The organism is Nitrosococcus wardiae, assembly GCF_004421105.1.
Classification (GTDB): Bacteria; Pseudomonadota; Gammaproteobacteria; order Nitrosococcales; family Nitrosococcaceae; genus Nitrosococcus; species Nitrosococcus wardiae.
In genome coordinates, this window is the sequence record NZ_CP038033.1 from 959,512 (window position 1) to 978,109 (window position 18,598).

The 18,598-nt window shown below is 51.8% G+C and carries 18 protein-coding genes and 1 pseudogene; 6 read left to right on the forward strand and 13 right to left on the reverse strand.

Annotated elements, in window-relative coordinates; translation table 11 throughout:
• Window positions 1–7: 7 nt before the first annotated feature.
• Entirely contained in the window at window positions 8–1,069 is a 1,062-nt protein-coding gene (locus tag E3U44_RS04645; RefSeq protein WP_134356889.1) for a hydantoinase/oxoprolinase family protein, read from the reverse strand.
• Window positions 1,044–2,084, reverse strand: coding sequence for an ATP-grasp domain-containing protein (locus E3U44_RS04650; protein WP_134356890.1), 1,041 nt, complete (start codon window positions 2,082–2,084; stop codon window positions 1,044–1,046). The genes E3U44_RS04645 and E3U44_RS04650 overlap by 26 nt, the downstream gene beginning before the upstream one ends.
• 53 nt (window positions 2,085–2,137) lie before the next feature.
• On the opposite strand from E3U44_RS04650, the gene E3U44_RS04655 reads away from it, so the two are divergent.
• The gene (locus E3U44_RS04655; protein ID WP_134356891.1) at window positions 2,138–2,878 is read left to right on the forward strand and encodes a HisA/HisF-related TIM barrel protein; all 741 of its coding nucleotides are present in this window, start codon (window positions 2,138–2,140) and stop codon (window positions 2,876–2,878) included.
• Window positions 2,879–2,896: 18 nt separating this feature from the next.
• On the opposite strand, the gene fae is transcribed toward E3U44_RS04655, so the two are convergent.
• The 10 genes from fae to E3U44_RS04705 form a co-directional block, all read right to left on the reverse strand.
• Window positions 2,897–3,460 (reverse strand): formaldehyde-activating enzyme, encoded by a 564-nt coding sequence (gene fae / locus E3U44_RS04660; protein WP_276321958.1) that lies wholly within the window; start codon window positions 3,458–3,460, stop codon window positions 2,897–2,899.
• Between the two features lie 89 nt (window positions 3,461–3,549).
• A complete protein-coding gene (locus E3U44_RS04665; protein WP_206054888.1) occupies window positions 3,550–4,434 on the reverse strand; it encodes a triphosphoribosyl-dephospho-CoA synthase in 885 nt (294 codons plus the stop codon).
• Window positions 4,431–5,342, reverse strand: a complete 912-nt coding sequence (locus E3U44_RS04670; RefSeq protein WP_134356892.1) for a RimK family alpha-L-glutamate ligase — start codon at window positions 5,340–5,342, stop codon at window positions 4,431–4,433. The genes E3U44_RS04665 and E3U44_RS04670 overlap by 4 nt, the downstream gene beginning before the upstream one ends.
• The gene (mch, locus tag E3U44_RS04675; protein WP_134356893.1) at window positions 5,339–6,328 is read right to left on the reverse strand and encodes a methenyltetrahydromethanopterin cyclohydrolase; all 990 of its coding nucleotides are present in this window, start codon (window positions 6,326–6,328) and stop codon (window positions 5,339–5,341) included. The genes E3U44_RS04670 and mch overlap by 4 nt, the downstream gene beginning before the upstream one ends.
• Before the next feature lie 84 nt (window positions 6,329–6,412).
• A complete protein-coding gene (locus E3U44_RS04680; protein ID WP_134356894.1) occupies window positions 6,413–7,636 on the reverse strand; it encodes an ATP-grasp domain-containing protein in 1,224 nt (407 codons plus the stop codon).
• 156 nt (window positions 7,637–7,792) lie between these two features.
• Window positions 7,793–8,317 (reverse strand): NAD(P)-dependent methylenetetrahydromethanopterin dehydrogenase, encoded by a 525-nt coding sequence (locus E3U44_RS04685; RefSeq protein ID WP_276321959.1) that lies wholly within the window; start codon window positions 8,315–8,317, stop codon window positions 7,793–7,795.
• 225 nt (window positions 8,318–8,542) lie between these two features.
• Complete coding sequence (locus tag E3U44_RS04690) at window positions 8,543–9,550, reverse strand: beta-ribofuranosylaminobenzene 5'-phosphate synthase family protein (protein ID WP_134356895.1); 1,008 nt, start codon at window positions 9,548–9,550, stop codon at window positions 8,543–8,545.
• Window positions 9,551–9,574: 24 nt separating this feature from the next.
• Window positions 9,575–10,438, reverse strand: coding sequence for an NAD(P)-dependent methylenetetrahydromethanopterin dehydrogenase (locus E3U44_RS04695; protein WP_134356896.1), 864 nt, complete (start codon window positions 10,436–10,438; stop codon window positions 9,575–9,577).
• 87 nt (window positions 10,439–10,525) lie between these two features.
• Window positions 10,526–11,974: a Re/Si-specific NAD(P)(+) transhydrogenase subunit beta gene (gene pntB, locus E3U44_RS04700; RefSeq protein ID WP_134356897.1), complete on the reverse strand. Its 1,449-nt coding sequence runs from the start codon at window positions 11,972–11,974 to the stop codon at window positions 10,526–10,528.
• A gap of 13 nt (window positions 11,975–11,987) precedes the next feature.
• Window positions 11,988–13,562, reverse strand: a complete 1,575-nt coding sequence (locus E3U44_RS04705) for a Re/Si-specific NAD(P)(+) transhydrogenase subunit alpha (RefSeq protein WP_134356898.1) — start codon at window positions 13,560–13,562, stop codon at window positions 11,988–11,990.
• 279 nt (window positions 13,563–13,841) lie between these two features.
• Here E3U44_RS04705 and E3U44_RS04710 point away from each other — a divergent pair, with 279 nt between their 5' ends.
• Window positions 13,842–14,132 (forward strand): hypothetical protein, encoded by a 291-nt coding sequence (locus E3U44_RS04710; RefSeq protein ID WP_134356899.1) that lies wholly within the window; start codon window positions 13,842–13,844, stop codon window positions 14,130–14,132.
• Between the two features lie 68 nt (window positions 14,133–14,200).
• On the opposite strand, the gene E3U44_RS04715 is transcribed toward E3U44_RS04710, so the two are convergent.
• Window positions 14,201–14,638 (reverse strand): plastocyanin/azurin family copper-binding protein, encoded by a 438-nt coding sequence (locus E3U44_RS04715; RefSeq protein WP_134356900.1) that lies wholly within the window; start codon window positions 14,636–14,638, stop codon window positions 14,201–14,203.
• Between the two features lie 323 nt (window positions 14,639–14,961).
• On the opposite strand from E3U44_RS04715, the gene gltX reads away from it, so the two are divergent.
• The 4 genes and pseudogenes from gltX (at window position 14,962) to E3U44_RS20780 (ending at window position 18,399) form a co-directional block, all read left to right on the forward strand.
• The gene (gene gltX / locus E3U44_RS04720) at window positions 14,962–16,401 is read left to right on the forward strand and encodes a glutamate--tRNA ligase (RefSeq protein ID WP_134356901.1); all 1,440 of its coding nucleotides are present in this window, start codon (window positions 14,962–14,964) and stop codon (window positions 16,399–16,401) included.
• Between the two features lie 220 nt (window positions 16,402–16,621).
• On the forward strand, window positions 16,622–17,215 hold the full coding sequence (locus tag E3U44_RS20275) for an outer membrane protein assembly factor BamB family protein (protein WP_276321960.1): 594 nt from the start codon (window positions 16,622–16,624) through the stop codon (window positions 17,213–17,215).
• Window positions 17,212–17,625 (forward strand): annotated as a pseudogene (locus E3U44_RS20280) (PQQ-dependent dehydrogenase, methanol/ethanol family); the annotation flags it as partial. The gene E3U44_RS20275 and the pseudogene E3U44_RS20280, both read left to right, overlap by 4 nt.
• A 339-nt stretch (window positions 17,626–17,964) precedes the next feature.
• Window positions 17,965–18,399: a hypothetical protein gene (locus E3U44_RS20780; RefSeq protein WP_476703568.1), complete on the forward strand. Its 435-nt coding sequence runs from the start codon at window positions 17,965–17,967 to the stop codon at window positions 18,397–18,399.
• The last annotated feature ends 199 nt before the right edge of the window (window positions 18,400–18,598 follow it).

Genomic DNA, 18,598 nt, shown 5'->3' on the forward strand with positions numbered 1-18,598 from the left:
TATCAGATTAGTCGGTTTTACCTTGCAGCTGTTCCCAGGCAAGCCGGGCAAGGGCAGCGGCTGGGGCATGGTCAGCGCTCAGGTAGGCCTGTAGGTTAGTTTCTAAGGCGGTAGCAAAATCCCTGTAGGGGCGATGAAGCCGCCGAGCACATTCGGCAGCGAGGAAACGGCCTATTCCCGCACCAATAATGGGGGCCTCTGGCGAAAGCTCTGCCTTCGAGAGCACCTGGAAGCTGGCCTTGGTCAGTTGCTGACATTGTCGCTCAGCAAAGTAGGCCGCTAACCCCTGCCAGGTTTGGAGGGGCCAATGTTTGCTATCCGCCCCTACCATTCGGGCTAGGCGCCGAGCGCAGTCTTGCGGCTGTTTGCCTTGATTATCGGCGCTTGGATGAAGATCCACACCTGCTGAAAGCCAGCCCAATAGATGATAGACATCGGCTGTAGTGGCAAAGTATTCGGCGGCTAACCGCACCCAGTGTCCTTCCAGGGGGACTTGCCGGGCTAAGGCCATAAGGGGGGTGCGTATCACCCCGCTATAGAGCAGCTCACCACTCCTAAGGCGTTCCTGATCATTGTTGCCGTGAGGGCAGGGACTCCCCTCCCTGCAGGGAATGAGATCGCTGGTGGTGCTGCCAATGTCCAGGAATAGTCCCTGAATCCAATGTCGGGCCGCTAACTGGCTAGTGGCAAGATAGTTAGCGGAAGCAATGGCTTCTGTATACTTGAGTGCTTGCTCCAGCGGGATGAGCCCTTGCGCCCCAGTGAATACGTATATCGGTATATCCTGAAAATGCTGTGAGGTATATTCTAGGATCTTGATGACCCCTTCATCCCGGTCGTTAAATAAATCAGCCAGTTCTCCGGTCATGGTAATGGCGGCCAAACGACCCTTATCTCCTAGTTCAATCTCCATTTGGCTGAAAGCCTGTGTTAATTTTTCTAGGCCTTGCCAGAGGGGACAGGGGAGTTGAGTGCATGCCGTAATTCGACCCTGGGAATCAGTCAATGCTGCTTTGAGATGGGCACCGCCAATATCCCAGCCGCTAACAGTGAGTTGCTTGGATAGCAAGCCCTTCCTCCACCGAAATAGTCACTTTTTGGTTGGGCTGAGGCGGCAATTCTACCGCCTCCATCCCTTTGTGCAGCAGGGTCATGAACCAGCTAGCAGGGTTCACTCCGTAAACTTCCCGCAACCCTACGTAGCTGGTGGTGAGGCGGGGATTGATTTCTAGCACCACCGGCAGGGGACTCAGAACAAGATCCACCCCGACAAAACCCCATAGCCCAGGGAGGACGCTGGCAATGGTATCGGCGAGGCCTTGGAAGATTTTGCGATCCAGTCGCTGATACTCCATACCATTGACCGTAATGCCGGTAAGGCGCATTGCGCCATTTTCAATCTGGATCTGTTGGTGATTCCCGCACAATAAATGGGCTTCGGCTTCAGCACAGAGCAGAGAGAGGCTGGCTGCTGTTCCCTGGATATAGGGTTGGACAATTTGCTTTTCCCAAGTCTCGGAAGGGCTTTGCTGTTTCCAGGTGTTTAGCGCGGTAGCGTTCTCAAAATATAGAACATCGGTACCCCCTGCACCATCATCGGGCTTGCAGATCAGGGCGCCTGCTGTAAAAGTATCAGGTTGCCAATCCCTAAGCCAGACTGTGGGGGCGGTGGTGAGTCCTGCTGCAGCCAGATATTCGGCAGTCCGGGTTTTGCTCGCGGCAATGGCGGTTGCCTCGGGGCGGCAGCCGAGTAAGCGTTTGCCTGTTTTGAGTACCCAAGACTGAACTTCGGCCAATAGGCCATCGGTCTCTGGAGCAATGGGCAAGACTCCATCCACATAGTCTAAGCAGGCGAGCCAGCGGCGGCGAAAATCGTCCAAGTCGCGAACATAGTGGCAGCGGTGGGTATGAGGGGGAATGTCTAGGCGGAAATCCCGAAGAATAACGGGCTGTACCCCTTGATTTCCTGCCAAGTCGTTGAGCAACGCTTGCAGCATGGCATTGCCTTCTCTCACCAGATGGTCGGGTAAAGGCTCTGTACAGAGAGCGCCGCTGGTGATGTGTTCATAAACTAGGATTTTCATTGTTTAGTATTAGCCTAGGATAGGGTAGGTATTTATTGTAAAGGATTTGCGCAATGAAACTTCTTCCCGTCCTTGATTTATTGGGTGGGGTGGTCGTCCATGCCAGCGGTGGGCGGCGGGATAGCTATCTGCCCTTAGTTTCTCCCCTTACGCCCGATTCTTCCCCTTTAGGGGTAGTGGCAGGATTACTGCAGCTCTATCGATTCCCCCATTTATACATTGCCGATTTAGACGCTATTATGGGGCAAGGTGATAATAGCGCGGTAATAGGGGCTATCGCTGAAAACTATCCTGCCTTGGCCTTATGGGTAGATGCAGGAATAGCCAGCCATAACGCTATAATCCAGTGGCTCGCTCTGGGGATAGCACGACCCATTGTGGGAACGGAAACTCTACCCAACTTAGAGTTCTGGCAGATGCTGCAAACCTCCCCTTGGGCGGACCGCTTAGTACTGTCCTTGGATCACCGCAGAGGAGAATTTCTAGGTCCTAGGGGATTGGATCAGCAGCCGGAGTTGTGGCCCGAAACGGTCATTGCCATGAGCTTAGATCAGGTCGGAAGTGGAGAAGGGCCAGATTGGGCTCTCTTGGAACGGCTGAAGCAAAAACGTCCTCAAAGGGGAGAATTATTGGCAGCAGGTGGAGTCCGTTGTCTCAAAGACTTAAGGCGATTGGCAGCCAGGGGAGTGCAGGGGGCCTTGCTGGCGAGCGCCTTGCATGAAGGGAGTTTAAAGGCGGCAGATATTATAAGAATCGTCCCCTCTCAAGAGAGGACGATGCCAGATTATTTTTAATTCAAGGAATATAAGGACTTAGGGGTGAGCCTCAAATGGGTGTTGGGTTTTCCCCTTTTGTTCCACCACTTCTGAGGCTTTGGGTTCGCGCGCTACGGCGCGTTTGATAGCCAGCTTGGTGGCTTCGTAATTCCAGTCCTGGATGCGGGTATCATTATCAGCCTTGGAATCAATAAAGACGCCTACGCAGATAAAAATATCGTCGGCTTCATTGGCAGGAATCGTCCCGTCTTCAACACAGTCGGCCACCGCCATGGCAACCCCACGCTGGGCAGGACCAAACATCTGGACGGCCTGCTTGCCGCCTTTGATAGTGACCTTGTTAAACATCACAGTAGCTGGTTTGACCATCAGATTGGGAGCGACCAGCGCTAGTAAAGAATTATGGCCCTCTTTCTGATTGGTCAGCGCATTGCAGAAGGCATCTTCTGCCGCGCTACCGCGGGGGCCCATGATGATATCAACATGAGCAACATTTTTTAGATCATTATCTTCAATGACTAGCGCTTCGCCAACGAGTATGCGGTCTACAACGGGCATTTTTTGTTCCCCCCTAGCAAACAGTTTGTCGAAAAACCCCATGAGATTATCTCCTACTGGAAATAATAGGCTGCAACGTGTCTAAAAGGACACGCGCCCCTCACTATTGAAGAATCCAAGCAATTAGTTCTTCAAGCCTCCAAAAACTTGAGTTCACTGGTTTGGCATAAAGCTCCTACAAGTAGCGTTGCAGCAGTCAAATCAGCGCTGGTTCCTGGATTAATGAGATCTCGCTTAAGGGCTTGATCCCAAGCTCTTAATTTCGTCTCCATCTGGAACCCTGGTCCTTGAATTATAAGCTGTTTTTGTATTTGGGAGGCTTTTTGTGCAACTTGCGCTGCGACAGTAGCGCCATATTTTCGCCTTACCAGGCTATCTGGGAGAGTAGCGAGAAAGGTAAGATACGCCAATGTGGTTGCCCACTCAATATTTTCCCATTTGGCGAACCCTTCAAGCAGGCTAGGTATGCCCAGCTCAAAAATATCCCCAAAGCCACTATGGTATTGCCGCGCGATGTTATCCCACTCGGCAGCCCATTGCATAGCTTCTAGCAGCGTAACTTGGGGTTCTTCAGCAATGTCGTGTGCTGGGCTATGCCCCATGCCTCCCGGTTGAGCGAGGCGAATCCCTTGATAGGCTAGGCGGGCATCATCGATGTCCAGGCGGGCCAGCACAGTGGTCAATGCCTGTCTCAGTGTGGCTGGCTTCTCCGCCTCCAATGTGGCCCTTGCTAAGGGGGAAAATAGCAAGATGATCCCCAGATTGGTATTGGTTTTGACCACGGTTTTGGTTGCTATCACCGCAGCAAGGATGCGCTCACCAACCCCTTTGCCGGGGATGCTTAATACGGGGGCGATAGCCTGGGCACTGTGCAAAAAGTCCTCTACCTCCATGCCGTGTCCGCGACCATAAGCATTCACATTGCCAGGCTTGGGTGCTAATACTTCAACTCGGCAAGCCCACTCAATAATCCTTGCTAAGTTTGGCCAGGTGGCTTGAACCCCAGGTTTTGTCACCAACCGCTCTGCTCCAAATAAGGATGCTGGAGACGCTTTAGTAAAGCTTCTGCTAAGGCATTAGCAATATTGACCCCCGTGGTTTGTTGCAGGGCCTTCCAGGAGGGAACGCTGTTAACCTCTAGAACCTGAAAACCCTTATCTGGAGTTTGGATGATGTCCACGCCCGCATAGTCAACAGCAACCGCCCGGGTGGCTTGGCAGGCTAAGGTGCCCATTTGCCGATCTAAAGCGGCCGGGAAACATTCAGCTCCTCGGGCAACATTGGTGATCCAGCTTCGACCACGGCGAACCATGGCAGCAATACAACGGTGGTCGACTACAAAGAACCGCCAATCCTGCCACCTATTGGGCTGAGTGGGGGGTATGAATTCTTGCAAGTAGTAAAGCCCTCCGGTGACCTCGCAGGTCTCCAGATCAGTGCTCTTTCCTATCCGGGTAATCCCCTGTCCTTGGCAACCAAATAATGGTTTCAGAACGAGCTCATGTTTTTCTTGCTGTGCTTGGGCACTAACGAAGCGGGCTTGCTCCCAATCTTCACAAGCCCAGGTACGGGGGGTGGGTACGCCCTTATAGCGTAGGAGCAGTGAAGTTCGCGCCTTGTCTACCGTGCGTTCAATGGCCAATGGGCTATTCAATACAGGGACCCCCAGTTCGGCCAGAGCGTGCAATATATCTAGCCGTAAGGTGATTTGTTCAAAACTCCCGGCGGCAATACCGCGGACGATGACTCCATCTGGTAGTTCCGCTCCTATTCCAGGAATATGGAGTCCAGAGGGCCGATCGAGATCAATCCGGCACTGGGCCAAGTTGGAGCGGATAAGGGTTATCCCATAGGGGGCCAGGGCGGTCTCTAGCTGGTCGCTGTGCCAGCCGTGGCTATCATTAAAGATGACCACCCGTATCATGAGGATAGGCCAAAAGTTTTAGCTAACAACTCAAGGTTCAAGTTGCCTGCCTGGAAACTTTTACCGCTTTTGATCGAGGTCACCAGCACTTTGGCAGGACTAAATAGCAGCGGATCGATTTGAAAAAAATCATAGCGATAGGATTTGAATATTTCCGCAAAGGGTCGGCCGTAATCCCGCGACCTGGTACTGGGCATCTGCTCGGCAAGATCCTGAGCCTCACTATCTTTACAATCCACAAAAAGATGCACTTGGCCGCCAAACAAAATAGCATCATTGGTTCGGCCCATAGCAGTCATAAAATCCCCCCCTGGTGGTGCTACAGGCGTGACTCCATAGCCATCGACGATCTGTCCCAGGGGAAATTTCAGAGTATGGGCTTTGTGTATAGCCACCTCTAAAACCCGAATAGCAATTTGCATTACTCCCGCTAAATGGGTTGTCGGGGTCAGGATAAGGGTCAAATTCTCCGGTTTGATTCCACAGGCCGTGGCGATTTTTTCGGCGATGGCCACAGGGGGATATTGATCCACCTCCATGACTAGACAAGTGGCTTCGGCCTTATCTCGGTAGCCCAACGCTTTGAACAGTTCTTCTTTTCCCGCTAAAGCGCGTCCCGGCCCTGAGCCCAAGGCATGAAATTTACTTCCCTTTTCGCTTTGGTGGGACAGACTCCAGCCCGCATACTGACTGCCTAGACAACAGAGGATAGGGGTTGCGGTATGAACATTGACCGACCAGGGCCAAGCCTCAAAACCGCTAATGGTGCCTAAAGTGGCGCAGCCTAAACCCCCCATACAGATTTCCCCTATCCGTCTGCCTGCTTCTAGACCCCCAGGAGCTTCAATCCCCGCATCCACAACTTGAGTACCGTTATCAAGGTCATGGATCTTGAGTCGAAGGGATTCCGCCTCATGAACAAGGCGCTCCACGAAGGGTTGGCAGCTTGCATTAATGCTGGGCCATTGTGCTCCAAGATCGCTCATAGCCAATTTCTATCATTGATTGGGCCGAGGGTGGTAGGAAAATAATAGCCGAAATCTCGGCATGTTGCTTGGTTGTGGGAATCTCTAAGCGGGTGTTTTATTTGGAGACAGCAGTTTCAGCACCTGTTGTTGGCGCCGTCGAATCAGCTGTCGGCATTCTTCGATATTGGCCCCCCTGGCGTGGATGGAACAAATGGGTTCTTCTCGCTCAATCTTGAGGTTGGCCACTGGGCAGTCATAGCAAAAGGTTGGCCAGACCATATGGGGTGGGATTTGCAATGGATAAGGGGCATAGAGAATGGAAAAGGCGCGGGTGGTGGTGATGGAGGTAACCCTAAAGGATAAGGGAACCTCTAGACAGGCTTTGACATGGGCGTCAAAGGGGTTAAAGAGATCGTGATAGAGGTCGAGGGAAGCGGGGGGGCGAGGATTGATTTCTAGGACCTGGATCCCCCCCGGCTCCTGGATAAAATCCAATCCGTTGAGGCCCCGCAGTCCGGTTGCTGTCACTATTGTGCGGAGATAGCTTTGTAAAAAGGTGGCGGCAGAGGGCGTTAAGTTTAAGGGGGTGGCAACTCCGCCATAACGGTAAGGTGCGGCGCGGGTGGCAGCGGTCCATAGGTGGTTATAGCCGAGGATTTGCGTTTCCTTGCTATTGGCGAGAAATAGCACCGATCCCGGTTGCCCTTCTAGCTTCCGTTGATAGTAATAGGGGGGTGAGGTAGAGGCGCGCCGCTTTTGACTCTCCGGGCGCATTTCTTGCCATCTAACCCGCTTCCCGTGGATTAGTGCCTTGGTCATCGGTAATACATGATGGCCACCCGTGCCGCCAATGGCCTTGCGCAGCCATCCGTGGGTAGGATCAGGGGGGGAGAAGCGGATTTCCGGTGCTGGAATGGCGAGTTTCCACAGCAAGGAGAAAAAACGGCGAGGATCGTTAAGCAGGCGAACACAGTGGGGTCTATTACCTAATAATACTCCCCACTGAGTCAATTCTTCCATGAACTCAGGGCGGTTTTCAAAGCCACTCCCAAAAACCAGGCCCACCGGGTTGGTTTCTGTCCTGATGAGCTGAGCTATCCTCTGGCGCCAATGCTCATCATCAGCGCCGGGGGGGATCTGGACCCAAGCTGAGGCAACCTGCCGGGTTTCTCTGTCAGCGTAGCAGTCAGCAACCAACACGCGGTATCCGCCAGCGGCGGCGGATTGGGCTAGTGCGCGTCCGCTGGTACCCAGAATGAGGATGGGGTGGGCCAGATCCCATTTTCTTGGGTTACAGCAGGTTTCGAGCTTGCTTGAAAGCGTCACGAAAATCTAAACAGACCGGTTATTGAGTGTCTAGCAAGGCCCGTAGAAGTGTTTGCTGCAGTTTATATTTCACATCTCCAACGGCCAGGGCACCGATGCCTACCGCTCCTGTTGCGCCTGAGGCATATTTAAGCGGTGCGCCGAAATCTTTAAGTTTTATGCCTTCAATTTATACTCGTTAGCTTTTTCTAAAGCAGTATCAATGGAGAGATGGTCCACCAAGTGAGTATCGGCTCCTGCAAGGGCGGCAATAATACCGGTAGCTATCCCCATCGGGCCGGTGCCACCGAAAACCACGGCCCGGCAGCCTTTTAATTCAGTCTCATGTTTGGCTTTGAGTTCTTTTTCCACACAGGCGACGAGGGCAGCGGCAGTAGTGAAGGCACCACTAGGGTCGGTCAGTATTGAAACCTCAAAAGGAGGAACCATGGCATTTTTTGCCGCCTCCAGCATTTCCAGCGCCAGGCCGATGTCTCGTCCACCCAGGAAAATTGCAGTTCGCTTTACTCCCCCTGGACCCCGGGAGAAGATGGTATCCTGTACCAGACCATTGATTTCCTCAAGTTTGACATGGGGGTAGGGAACAATCACCTCAAATCCCGTATCCACTGCCATGTTGATGTCAAACGGGCTGACATGGGGCATGGGGTCTAGCATGTGAATGATAGAGCGTTTTTCCACGGAGCACCCTCCTCCATTATTAGGGTTGGGCCTTTACCAATGTACTTTATAGCATTTCCCGTTTAAAGGAGGTCTAAAGAGCTTGGAGTAAGCGTGACCAGACACGCTGTCTGGAAGCTCGACGCCGGCGTCTTTAGCTCAAGCCCGGAGTGCTAGTCTGAATCCTTCACTTGGACAGGCAGGAAAAAAAGCGGATATTTTATCTAGTCGGGGGTAATATTCGATTTACTTTGTTGGGTCCACGAAAGATTCCATCTTGCCACCCTGATTGCAGGCCCGAGTAATGATAAATTGCAATTTTGGTCCCCCTTGGAGGGCCCCCTTAGCCCATTGGATAAGACGGGCTTGGAGGTTACGTACTGCGGTTTCTCCCTCAACTAAGGCAAATCCCGTAGGCCCCCAGGAACTTTGGCCCACGGCAGGAATCCCCCATTGTTGGGCCTGTTGCAAGGCGGCTGCTATCCAGGGACTGGCAAACCGGGCTCCCTGGGCAGGGGCAAAATAGTCTCCTATGGCAGCTTGGATAGCATTGAGCGCCTGGCCGAAAGTTTTAATATCCCGTTCCACCAGGGCCGGTAGGGCCTGCATCATGGTCAGGCGACATAAGGCTGCCGCCTGTTCCGCGGGAAAGGGGGGAAGGCTGTGGAAAGCCGCGCTTTCGGCTGTTCCATGGAGACCCTGCAGGGTAGGCTCAATGATTAAAAGTATCCACCATTCTTCAGGAAAGTCATGGCGGCAGATAAGAGGCGGTATTCGTCCGTTGGGTTTCAGACCACCGTCAACCAGAAACCCTCCCTTGAGAAAGCTTCCAATACCAATACCTGAGCGCTTACCCCGATCGAGCAGGGCGGCAATCTCGGGGATGCTCAACGGCAGATGATTGACTTGGCTGATGGCTCGGCCTATGGCAAGTGCAAGCTGGGTGCCAGAGCCAAGTCCTGAGTGGTCAGGGATGGCCTCTTTGATGGTCAGATGAACGGCACGGTTGGCCTGCAGGCGTTGCTTTGAGAGTACCTTATAAAAATGCTCAGTTATCCGCTGGGCTCGATGACTCACGGGGCCTTGGTAATAGAAGCGGGGGGCAGGCATGGCCTCCACAATAGTGCGAGGCCATTCTAAAGCCAGGCCGATGCTGCCAAACCTTCGCCCTAACCCTCCATGCAGGTCAAGGAATCCCAAGTGGAGGCGGGCTGGGGCGGATACCCGAACACCATTCCCCGGTGGGTACGGCATTATCTAGGAAGATAATCCCATGGGTTACTCGTCGATTTTACAAGCAATATCGTAGATCGTTATCTCATCCAACAAGCAATCGTTGCTTTTAAAGAGGGAGGTAATACTGCTCCGATGGATCTTCATTTTGAAATTGCCAATGGCAATGGCACCGTAGAAACGCTTACCAAAGCGCTCCACACCATCATCTGTGACCTTCATTTCTTCTACACCCAGGGGGGGCACCGCATTGACATCTGCCATGATTTCTAAAGTCAAGGCAGCTGACCATACGGATTGGGGGAGAAGGGAAACAGCCGGCGGCCCACAGGTAATGGCCACGTGGGCATTTTCTAATAGGGCTCTGGTATCTTCGGTGGAACGACTCTCGGCAGGTGTGATCCTGGCTTGGTAGCGGGATTGCATTTCTTTAGCGACTGCCATTGAGCGGCTGATATGACGAGAAGTTAGGACAACTTCGCTGGCCCCTTCCTTGAGCAAATAAAGGGCACAGCGTTGTCCCACGGGACCAGTGCCAGCGAGGATAACGGCTTTCTTGGCGCGAATATCGTAATTTCCCACGATTTTCCGGGCTAGGGCCGCCGCCGTGGTGTTCGCGCCATTGGGATCGAGCATGACCGAAACCCGCACCGACCCAAAGAAGCATTTTTTGACCGCTTCGGCAAGTTGCTGACTAGCCGAGACATGGGAACCTCCGAGGAAGATGGCGCTATTGGCCAATTGCTTACCGCCTCGGGTGAACATAAGACCATGGACTAGGTTTTCGACTTTATCGGGCGTCACCCCCCCATAGCTGATGATGTGGTCAACGCCAGAGTCATAGGCCACCACCTGATCGAAGACGCTTGGAACCGGGTCTGTGTCAAGTTGAAGTAATAGCTTCTTCATCTTGGCTGGTCTTGGAAATTTTAAAACAACGAGTCACAGCCTTTCTTTTCATCCTTAACTTAATAGGGAAAATCCTAAATCTTAAGTTTAGTGGGCAGCAGCCCGATAGGAAGCGGTTTCCTGAGTATCCTTATGGAGATGGGAGAGCACCGTATCCAGGCTGTCCTTGGCATCGCCAAAAAGCATGCGCGTGTTTTCTTTGTAGAACAACGGATTATCTACACCCGCATAACCCGTTGCCATGCCTCGTTTCAGCACGATGGTGGTTTTTGCTTTCCACACTTCAAGGACCGGCATGCCTGCAATGGGGCTATCAGGAATTTCCTGGGCGGAAGGGTTGACAATGTCATTGGCGCCAATCACCACCGCCACGTCCGTGCGGGGGAAGTCCTGGTTAATCTCATCCATTTCCAAGACGATGTCGTAGGGGACCTTGGCTTCAGCTAGCAATACATTCATATGACCTGGCATGCGCCCGGCAACGGGATGGATTGCAAAGCGGACATTAATGTTTTGCTCACGCAATAATTTGGTGATTTCATAAACGGTATGTTGGGCATGAGCCACGGCCATGCCATAACCGGGGATAATGGTGATGTTTTTAGCCGTTTCCAACAGATGGGCAGTTTCTTCAGCAGTAATGGCTACGACCCCCTGGGCGTCGCCAGGGGCGGTAGCGGTAGCGCCTCCCCCTTCGGTACCAAATCCTCCCATAATTACGCTGATGAAATTGCGGTTCATTGCCCGGCACATGATATAGCTGAGAATGGCGCCGCTACTGCCCACCAAGGCTCCGGTAACAATCAATAGATCGTTAGCAAGCATAAAGCCTGTGGCTGCTGCCGCCCATCCTGAGTAGCTATTGAGCATGGAAATAACGACGGGCATGTCTGCGCCTCCAATAGTCATCACCATATGGACGCCAAATCCCAGTGCAACCACCGTCATCAGGAAGAGGTAGAATAATCCTCCACCCATTGACTCAGATCCTACAAAGGCTTTACCTAGCCAAATTGCCAGAATCAAAAGCCCTAGATTTAACCAGTGACGGGCAGGAAGCAATAATGGTTTGCTGCTGATACGTCCGCTCAGCTTGCCAAAAGCAATGACGGAACCGGAAAAGGTGACGGCCCCAATAAGCACGCCGAGATAGGTTTCAATGTCATGGATTGTTTTTTCGACCCCCGTGGGGTGGGTCTCTGGAGCAATGAAGTTGGTATAGCCGACTAAGACGGCAGCAAGGCCAACAAAACTATGGAGTATGGCCACCAGTTCCGGCATCTGGGTCATCTTGACTTGCTGGGCCACTTGGACCCCCCCGATTGCGCCGATAATCATGGCGATGACTATCCACACATAAGCGCCGATACCGGTAACTGCTTCGCTGAGGATCGTGGCGAGGATGGCGATGGCCATGCCCACCATGCCATAGAGGTTGCCGCGCCGCGCTGTTTCCTGGTGGCTCAAGCCTCCCAGACTGAGGATGAACAGGATAGTTGCGCCAATATAGGCCATGGTAACCAAGCCTTGGGACATGATGTTGTGCCTCCTACTTCCTGAACATCCGCAGCATACGCTGGGTTACGAGAAAACCACCTGCAATGTTGATGCTGGTGATCAAGATGGCGATTCCGGCTAGGAGCGCAATCAGAATCCCAGATTTGGACACCTGAATCAGTGCCCCAATGATGATAATGCTACTGATAGCGTTGGTGACGCTCATCAGCGGGGTGTGCAAAGAGGGCGTCACATTCCAGATAACTTGATAGCCCACGAAGCAGGCTAACACAAATACCGTGAAATGGGTCATGAAGGAGGGAGGGGCTACTGTTCCTAGACCCCATAAACCCAGACCGCCTAGGCTCATGAGTAAGCCAATCCGCCATTCTTTGGAAAGTTTCCATTTTTCTTTTGCCTCGGCTGGGGCAGGCGCCGGTGCCGGTTGCGGTTGCTCTGGTTTGGGAGCAGGTGCAGCCGATATCTTAGGTGGCGGAGGGGGCCAGGTAATCTCCCCTTCTTTGATTACCGTGAGGCCTCGAAGCACCTCATCCTCCATATTCAAATGGACAGTGCCATCCTTCTCAGGGCATAGTTCTTCAAGTAAGTGACGTAAATTGGTCGCGTATAACTGGCTCGACTGGGTGGGGAGGCGGCTTGGTAGGTCAGTGTAGCCAATAAGAGCCACCCCGTGTTTCACGACGACTTCATCAGGTTTCGTTAAGGCGCAATTCCCTCCCTGCTCGGCTGCCAGGTCAACAATGACACTGCCATCTTTCATCGACTCCACCATGCCCTCAGTAATGAGTACGGGAGCTTTTTTGCCGGGTATTAAAGCGGTGGTCACGATAATATCCACGTCCATGGCCTGATGGGCGAAGAGGTCCATTTCTGCCTGGATGAATTCCTTAGTCATTTCCTTGGCATAGCCGCCTTCTCCAGCACTTTGTTCTTCAAATTTGAGTTCAAGAAACTCAGCCCCCATGCTCTGGACTTGTTCTTTCACTTCGGGCCGAGTGTCAAATGCTCGCACAACAGCCCCCAGTCCTACGGCGGTACCGATTGCTGAAAGTCCGGCAACACCCGCCCCGATGACCAGGATTTTAGCAGGGGGAATTTTGCCTGCAGCAGTAATTTGTCCCGCAAAGAAACGGCCGAAATGGTGGGAAGCTTCAATAATGGCCCGGTAACCCGCAATATTAGCCATTGAGCTCAGGGCATCGAGCTTCTGAGCGCGGGAGACTCGAGGGACGCTGTCCATCGCTAACACATTGGCCTTTTTAGCCGCTAAGCGCTCCAATAGCTCCTTGTTTTGGGCTGGCCAGATAAAGCTGAGCAGGTAACTGCCTTCCCGCAATAGCTCTAATTCATCAATGCACAATTCGGGGTGCATTTCCGGAGGACGGACTTTGAGGATGATATCCGAGTTTGACCATAAATATTGGGTGTCCTCAACAATTTCAACCCCTGCTTCACGGTAGGCTGCATCGGAGAAATTGGCATTGAGGCCGGCACCGGTTTCCAGCGCCACTGAAAACCCTAATTTTTGCAGGCGCTCGGCTGCATCGGGGGTAGTGGCAACGCGCTTTTCACCCGTATGGATCTCTTTAGGAATTCCAATTCGCATTTTTATTACTTTAATCTATTGCTCCCGCTAAAGACGAAAAATTATCGCATACTTGCCAAACTTTGCAATTCTTGGCTGTAGCAATAAGGTTTGGTTCATAAGTCAATCGCCCCCAATTCAAACTCACTAGAGAGGAGATAGCGTAGAATAGGACTATTGTGCTAGGAACTGATTTTTGGTGGGGCAGTCTGAAATCCCTGTGGAAACATCATCGAGAACTGAGCCAGAGGTGCAAGAGATGAGGAAACTTAAGTTGCTAATTTTGGGGGCAGGTCTTAAGTGACAGCGAATGATTATCCTACCGCTATGCGAGTGGAGTACGTATTGCAGTGCATGGCAGCTAACGGCAACAAACCCGAGATGTTGTATAAGTGTTCCTGCAGCATTGACGAAATTGCCCGTCAGGTGAGTGTCGACACCTATGTGGAAGGAAATACCATACTTCAATTGATGAATGTGGGAGGGGAGAAAGGAGGTCTCTTCCGGGATCCAGAAGAGGGTCGGCGTAAGGCGGGGTTGCTTAAAAAGGCCCAAGCATTGGCCAATAATAAAAAATGCTTTTTCCAATAATGCTGTTTAAGAGCAAACGCCGCTGCTAGGGCGGCGTTTCTCAATGGGAAAAGTGTAGAATTCTTTAACTACTGCCTAGCTTTGATAGCCTGTTTAGCCTTCCTAAAGGCCCGTTGGACCGCACCATGGGCGCTTTTCACCCTTTCTTCCAGTTCGGTAAGATTTTTAGGCTCACCGACCACGATGGCTCCCGTCATGCCAAGGCCAATATGAGGGCTACATTCGTATAGATAAATACCTTCTTCTTTGAGGGTGATGTTAAAATTTTGGCCCATCTGGGATTGCCAAGGTTCAGCGCCTTCGGGGATGAGGCCATTGCCTGATCGGGTGTCATGGGCGGACATATTGGTCCAGCTGATGGTATCGCCGGGTTCGGCAAAGACCACCATGGGGTTAAATGCCGGTCCTATGGTCTTAATGACATGGGTCTCGGCGGTGGCCATGCCCGAGAAGGCCAAAATCATGATCAATGCTACACCTAATAAAGCGTTTTTGGCATTTATCATAAAATTATCCCACTCTATATTAGGGTTAAACGGAGAGCCCGATTTTTGAGGATGATAATCATACTGATAATTCCCCTTTAAAGTCGAAGTTTTTACACTTTTGCCATTTAAAGGGAGAGAGAAGATTTGAACACTATGAAAGGCCATTTTCTCAGCTTGATTTTCTATCAATATGGGCTACGGAGTATTGGTTGGGTTAGTCACATCTGCCCAGGGAAAGTTCCTAATTTAAGGTTTTCCAGGCCAGGGCCAAAGTGCTAGCGCCTTGTTAAAATACTCATTAGATATCTGGCGTTTACTTTAAAAATCAGGTGATTTCTACGATGACAGTTTGTACCCGTTTTGCCCCTAGTCCCACTGGCTACTTGCATGTGGGTGGCGCTCGCACGGCTCTTTTTTCGTGGCTTTATGCGCGCAAACATGGAGGCCGTTTTATCCTGCGTATGGAAGATACGGACCGGGAGCGATCCTCTGTCGAGTCGGTCAATGCCATCCTTGAAGGAATGACTTGGCTCGGTTTGGAATACGATGAAGGACCTTTTTACCAAACCGATCGCTTTTCCCGCTACCGGGAGATCGTTGAGCAATTGTTGGCTTCCGGTCATGCTTACCTTTGCTACTGTACCCGAGAGGAGCTTGAGGCGAGGCGTGCTGAGCAGATAGCCCGTAAGGAAAAACCTCGTTACGATGGGCGATGTCGGGAACGGCAGTCTCCACGGGAAGGAGTTTCCCCTGTGGTCCGTTTCAAAAACCCCCTGGAAGGTCAGGTCGTGATACGAGATTTAGTTCGTGGTACGGTGGTCTTCCAGAATAGTGAACTGGATGATTTAATCCTAGCCCGTGCCGATGGCACCCCCACCTATAACTTAACCGTGGTGGTGGATGACATGGATATGGGAATAACCCATGTCATTCGGGGAGATGATCACCTCAACAATACTCCTCGCCAGAGCAATATTTTCTATGCCCTGGGTAAGGAACCGCCGGTTTATGGCCATGTGCCTATGATTTTAGGTCCGGATAGACAACGCCTATCGAAGCGGCATGGTGCCGTCAGTGTCGTCAGTTACCGGGAGGCGGGATATTTACCTGAGGCACTGCTGAACTATTTAGTTCGCCTGGGCTGGTCCCATGGGGATCAGGAAGTTTTCAGTGTGGATGAAATGATCACATTATTTGACATTACGGATGTCAATCAATCGGCCTCTATTTTTAACCCAGAGAAATTGCTTTGGCTCAATCAGCAGTACATTAAAAAGAGTGAGCCCGCCCACATTGTCCACCATTTGAGCTGGCACTTGGGGCGGTTAGGGATTGATCCTGCCGAGGGGCCTGATTTGACTGCAGTTGTTCAGGCCCAGCAGGAGCGGGCCAAAACCTTGGTGGAAATGGCCCATAACAGCGTGCCATTTTACCGCGACTTTGATGGCTATGAGGAAACAGCAGCCAAGAAACACCTTAATGCTTCCGTGCTGCAACCCTTACAAGAGTTACGTGACCTTTTGGAAAAAGTCCAGTCCTGGAAAGCTTCCGTCTTGCATGAAATTCTGCTCGAAACGGTGGAGAAGTATGGACTAAAGCTAGGTAAATTAGCCCAACCCTTGCGGGTGGCGGTGATGGGACGTCCCATTTCGCCACCGATTGATGTCACGCTTGAATTAATAGGGCGGGAGAGAACGCTTTCCCGCATTGACCAGGCTCTCACCTGGATTAGTCACCGTGAGACCCCAATAGCAACCCCATCTGGGCATGAAACAGCGTAGCATCCGTTTTTTTGGCAGCAAATTTTCCTCATAAAAAGCTTTTCCATCAAAGCAGTGATTTCGGGGGTGGAGTTGACTTGGCGTAGAGCGGGTCTATGTTTATCCTCACACAGGAAGCGAATGGGGGAGTCTTGTTGCTACCGGCGCTAGCTTCGCTTAGCTACAGCAATAATAGCAGCAAGGCAATAAATTTCAAGCTAAATTCTAGCTGGAGAGGGTGATGACGATGAAGCTGAGGACGGTCTCATTGGCGATACTGGCATTAATAATGTCAGGAATGGAACTCGCCGTTGCTGATGAACTCCTGGAGATGCAGAAAAATTCTGATAACTGGATAATGCCCGCGGGCAACTACGATAACCAGCGTTACAGCAAGCTCGATCAAATCAACACTGACAACGCCAAAGATTTGCGAGTAGCATGGACTTTTTCCACCGGCGTACTACGGGGCCATGAGGGTAATCCCTTGGTTATCGATGGCACGATGTATGTTCACACCCCTTTTCCTAATAAAGTATTTGCCCTGGATTTGGATGAGGAGGGGGCGATTAGGTGGAAGTACGAGCCGGTGCAAAATTATGAGGAAACCGTTCCCGTCATGTGTTGTGATACCATCAATCGGGGTTTGGCTTATGGGGACGGCAAGATTTTTCTGGCCCAGGCCGACACCACCCTCGTTGCGTTGGATGCCAAGACCGGTAAGGTCGCCCGGTCGGTCAAGCGTGATGATCCAAAGCAAGGGGCAACCTCCACTGGTGCTCCCCATGTCTTTAAGGACAAAGTGTTCGCGGCTATCTCGAAGCTTATGACGTGAACTCCGGCGAGAGAATTTGGAAAGCCTATAGCACTGGGCCAGACGAGGAAATGCTCATTGACCCTGAAAAGACCACCCATCTTTTAAAGCCGGTAGGTAAAATTTCTAGCCTTGAAAGCTGGGAAGGGGATCAGTGGAAAATTGGCGGCGGCACCACCTGGGGTTGGTTTGCCTATGATCCGGAATTAAATTTGGTGTATTACGGGACCGCCAATCCCGGTACTTGGAATCCACTGCAGCGACCCGGTGATAATCGTTGGTCTATGACTATTTTTGCCCGGGATCTTGATACGGGTATTGCCAAATAGGCTTATCAGATGACTCCCCATGATGAATGGGACTATGACGGCGTCAATGAGATGGTGCTGGTTGACCAGAAGATTGACGGTGAGGAGCGTAGGCTTTTGGTGCATCTGGACCGCAACGGCTTTAGTTATACCCTGGATCGGGTCACGGGAGAGCTACTGGTCGCTGAGAAGTTTGATCCCATCGTGAACTGGGCTACTCACGTTGATATGGAGACGGGGCGTCCACAGGTGGATCCCCGCTACTCGACCCACCAAAATGGACAGGATGTTAATACTACCAATATCTGCCCAGCGGCCCTAGGTTCTAAAGACCAACAGCCGGTCGCCTTCTCACCCCGGACGGGCCTCTTCTATGTGCCTGCCAACCACGTGTGTATGAACTATGAGCCCTTCGAGGTAAGCTACACGGCAGGTCAACCCTATGTGGGGGCGACGCTGACGATGTTTCCAGGTGGTAAGGTGTTGTGGGATGGCTCTACCCATCTAGGTCGGTTCTTCGCCTGGGATGCTCGGGAGGGTAAAATCGTTTGGGAAATCCCTGAGCGCTTTTCCGTATGGAGTGGTACCCTGGCTACCGCAGGTGATATTGTGACTTATGGGACCTTAGAAGGTTATCTCAAAGTGGTGGATGCCAAAAGTGGCCGTGAACTCTATCACTTCAAGACCCCCTCAGGCATTATTGGCAAAGTGATGACTTATCAACACCAGGGTAAGCAGTATCTGGCCGTCCTCTCCGGTCTTGGTGGCTGGGCGGGGATTGGCATGGCTGCTGGCTTACAGGGAGAGACGGAAGGTCTGGGTGCGGTGGGCGCTTACCGCTCTCTTGAAGATTGGACCAATTTAGGCGGTACCCTGACGGTATTTACCCTTCCATGATCGTTTCCCAAGATCAATAGGAAATGGATGTCTGGCACCCCGTGAAAAGGGTACCAGGCGCTTCATTAGAAATTCCTTCCTGATTTTAACCTCAGCTAAACTAAGAAATGATGACCTTATGCCCCATGACACTTGCTGGGAGTCTAGAGAGATGGGTGAGTTTGTAAAGAAATTTTTTGTGATTTTGGGGATGGCGCTA

What these genes read in the sequence shown, in the direction of transcription:
- gltX (WP_134356901.1), top strand. Translation starts at nt 14,962, where the DNA reads ATGACAGTTTGTACCCGTTTTGCCCCTAGTCCCACTGGCTACTTGCAT.
- E3U44_RS20780 (WP_476703568.1), top strand. Translation starts at nt 17,965, where the DNA reads ATGTTTCCAGGTGGTAAGGTGTTGTGGGATGGCTCTACCCATCTAGGT.
- E3U44_RS04650 (WP_134356890.1), bottom strand. Translation starts at nt 2,084, where the DNA reads ATGAAAATCCTAGTTTATGAACACATCACCAGCGGCGCTCTCTGTACA.
- pntB (WP_134356897.1), bottom strand. Translation starts at nt 11,974, where the DNA reads ATGTCCCAAGGCTTGGTTACCATGGCCTATATTGGCGCAACTATCCTG.
- E3U44_RS04655 (WP_134356891.1), top strand. Translation starts at nt 2,138, where the DNA reads ATGAAACTTCTTCCCGTCCTTGATTTATTGGGTGGGGTGGTCGTCCAT.
- E3U44_RS04715 (WP_134356900.1), bottom strand. Translation starts at nt 14,638, where the DNA reads ATGATAAATGCCAAAAACGCTTTATTAGGTGTAGCATTGATCATGATT.
- E3U44_RS04670 (WP_134356892.1), bottom strand. Translation starts at nt 5,342, where the DNA reads ATGATACGGGTGGTCATCTTTAATGATAGCCACGGCTGGCACAGCGAC.
- E3U44_RS04695 (WP_134356896.1), bottom strand. Translation starts at nt 10,438, where the DNA reads ATGAAGAAGCTATTACTTCAACTTGACACAGACCCGGTTCCAAGCGTC.
- E3U44_RS20275 (WP_276321960.1), top strand. Translation starts at nt 16,622, where the DNA reads ATGACGATGAAGCTGAGGACGGTCTCATTGGCGATACTGGCATTAATA.
- mch (WP_134356893.1), bottom strand. Translation starts at nt 6,328, where the DNA reads ATGAGCGATCTTGGAGCACAATGGCCCAGCATTAATGCAAGCTGCCAA.
- E3U44_RS04690 (WP_134356895.1), bottom strand. Translation starts at nt 9,550, where the DNA reads ATGCCGTACCCACCGGGGAATGGTGTTCGGGTATCCGCCCCAGCCCGC.
- E3U44_RS04705 (WP_134356898.1), bottom strand. Translation starts at nt 13,562, where the DNA reads ATGCGAATTGGAATTCCTAAAGAGATCCATACGGGTGAAAAGCGCGTT.
- fae (WP_276321958.1), bottom strand. Translation starts at nt 3,460, where the DNA reads ATGGGGTTTTTCGACAAACTGTTTGCTAGGGGGGAACAAAAAATGCCC.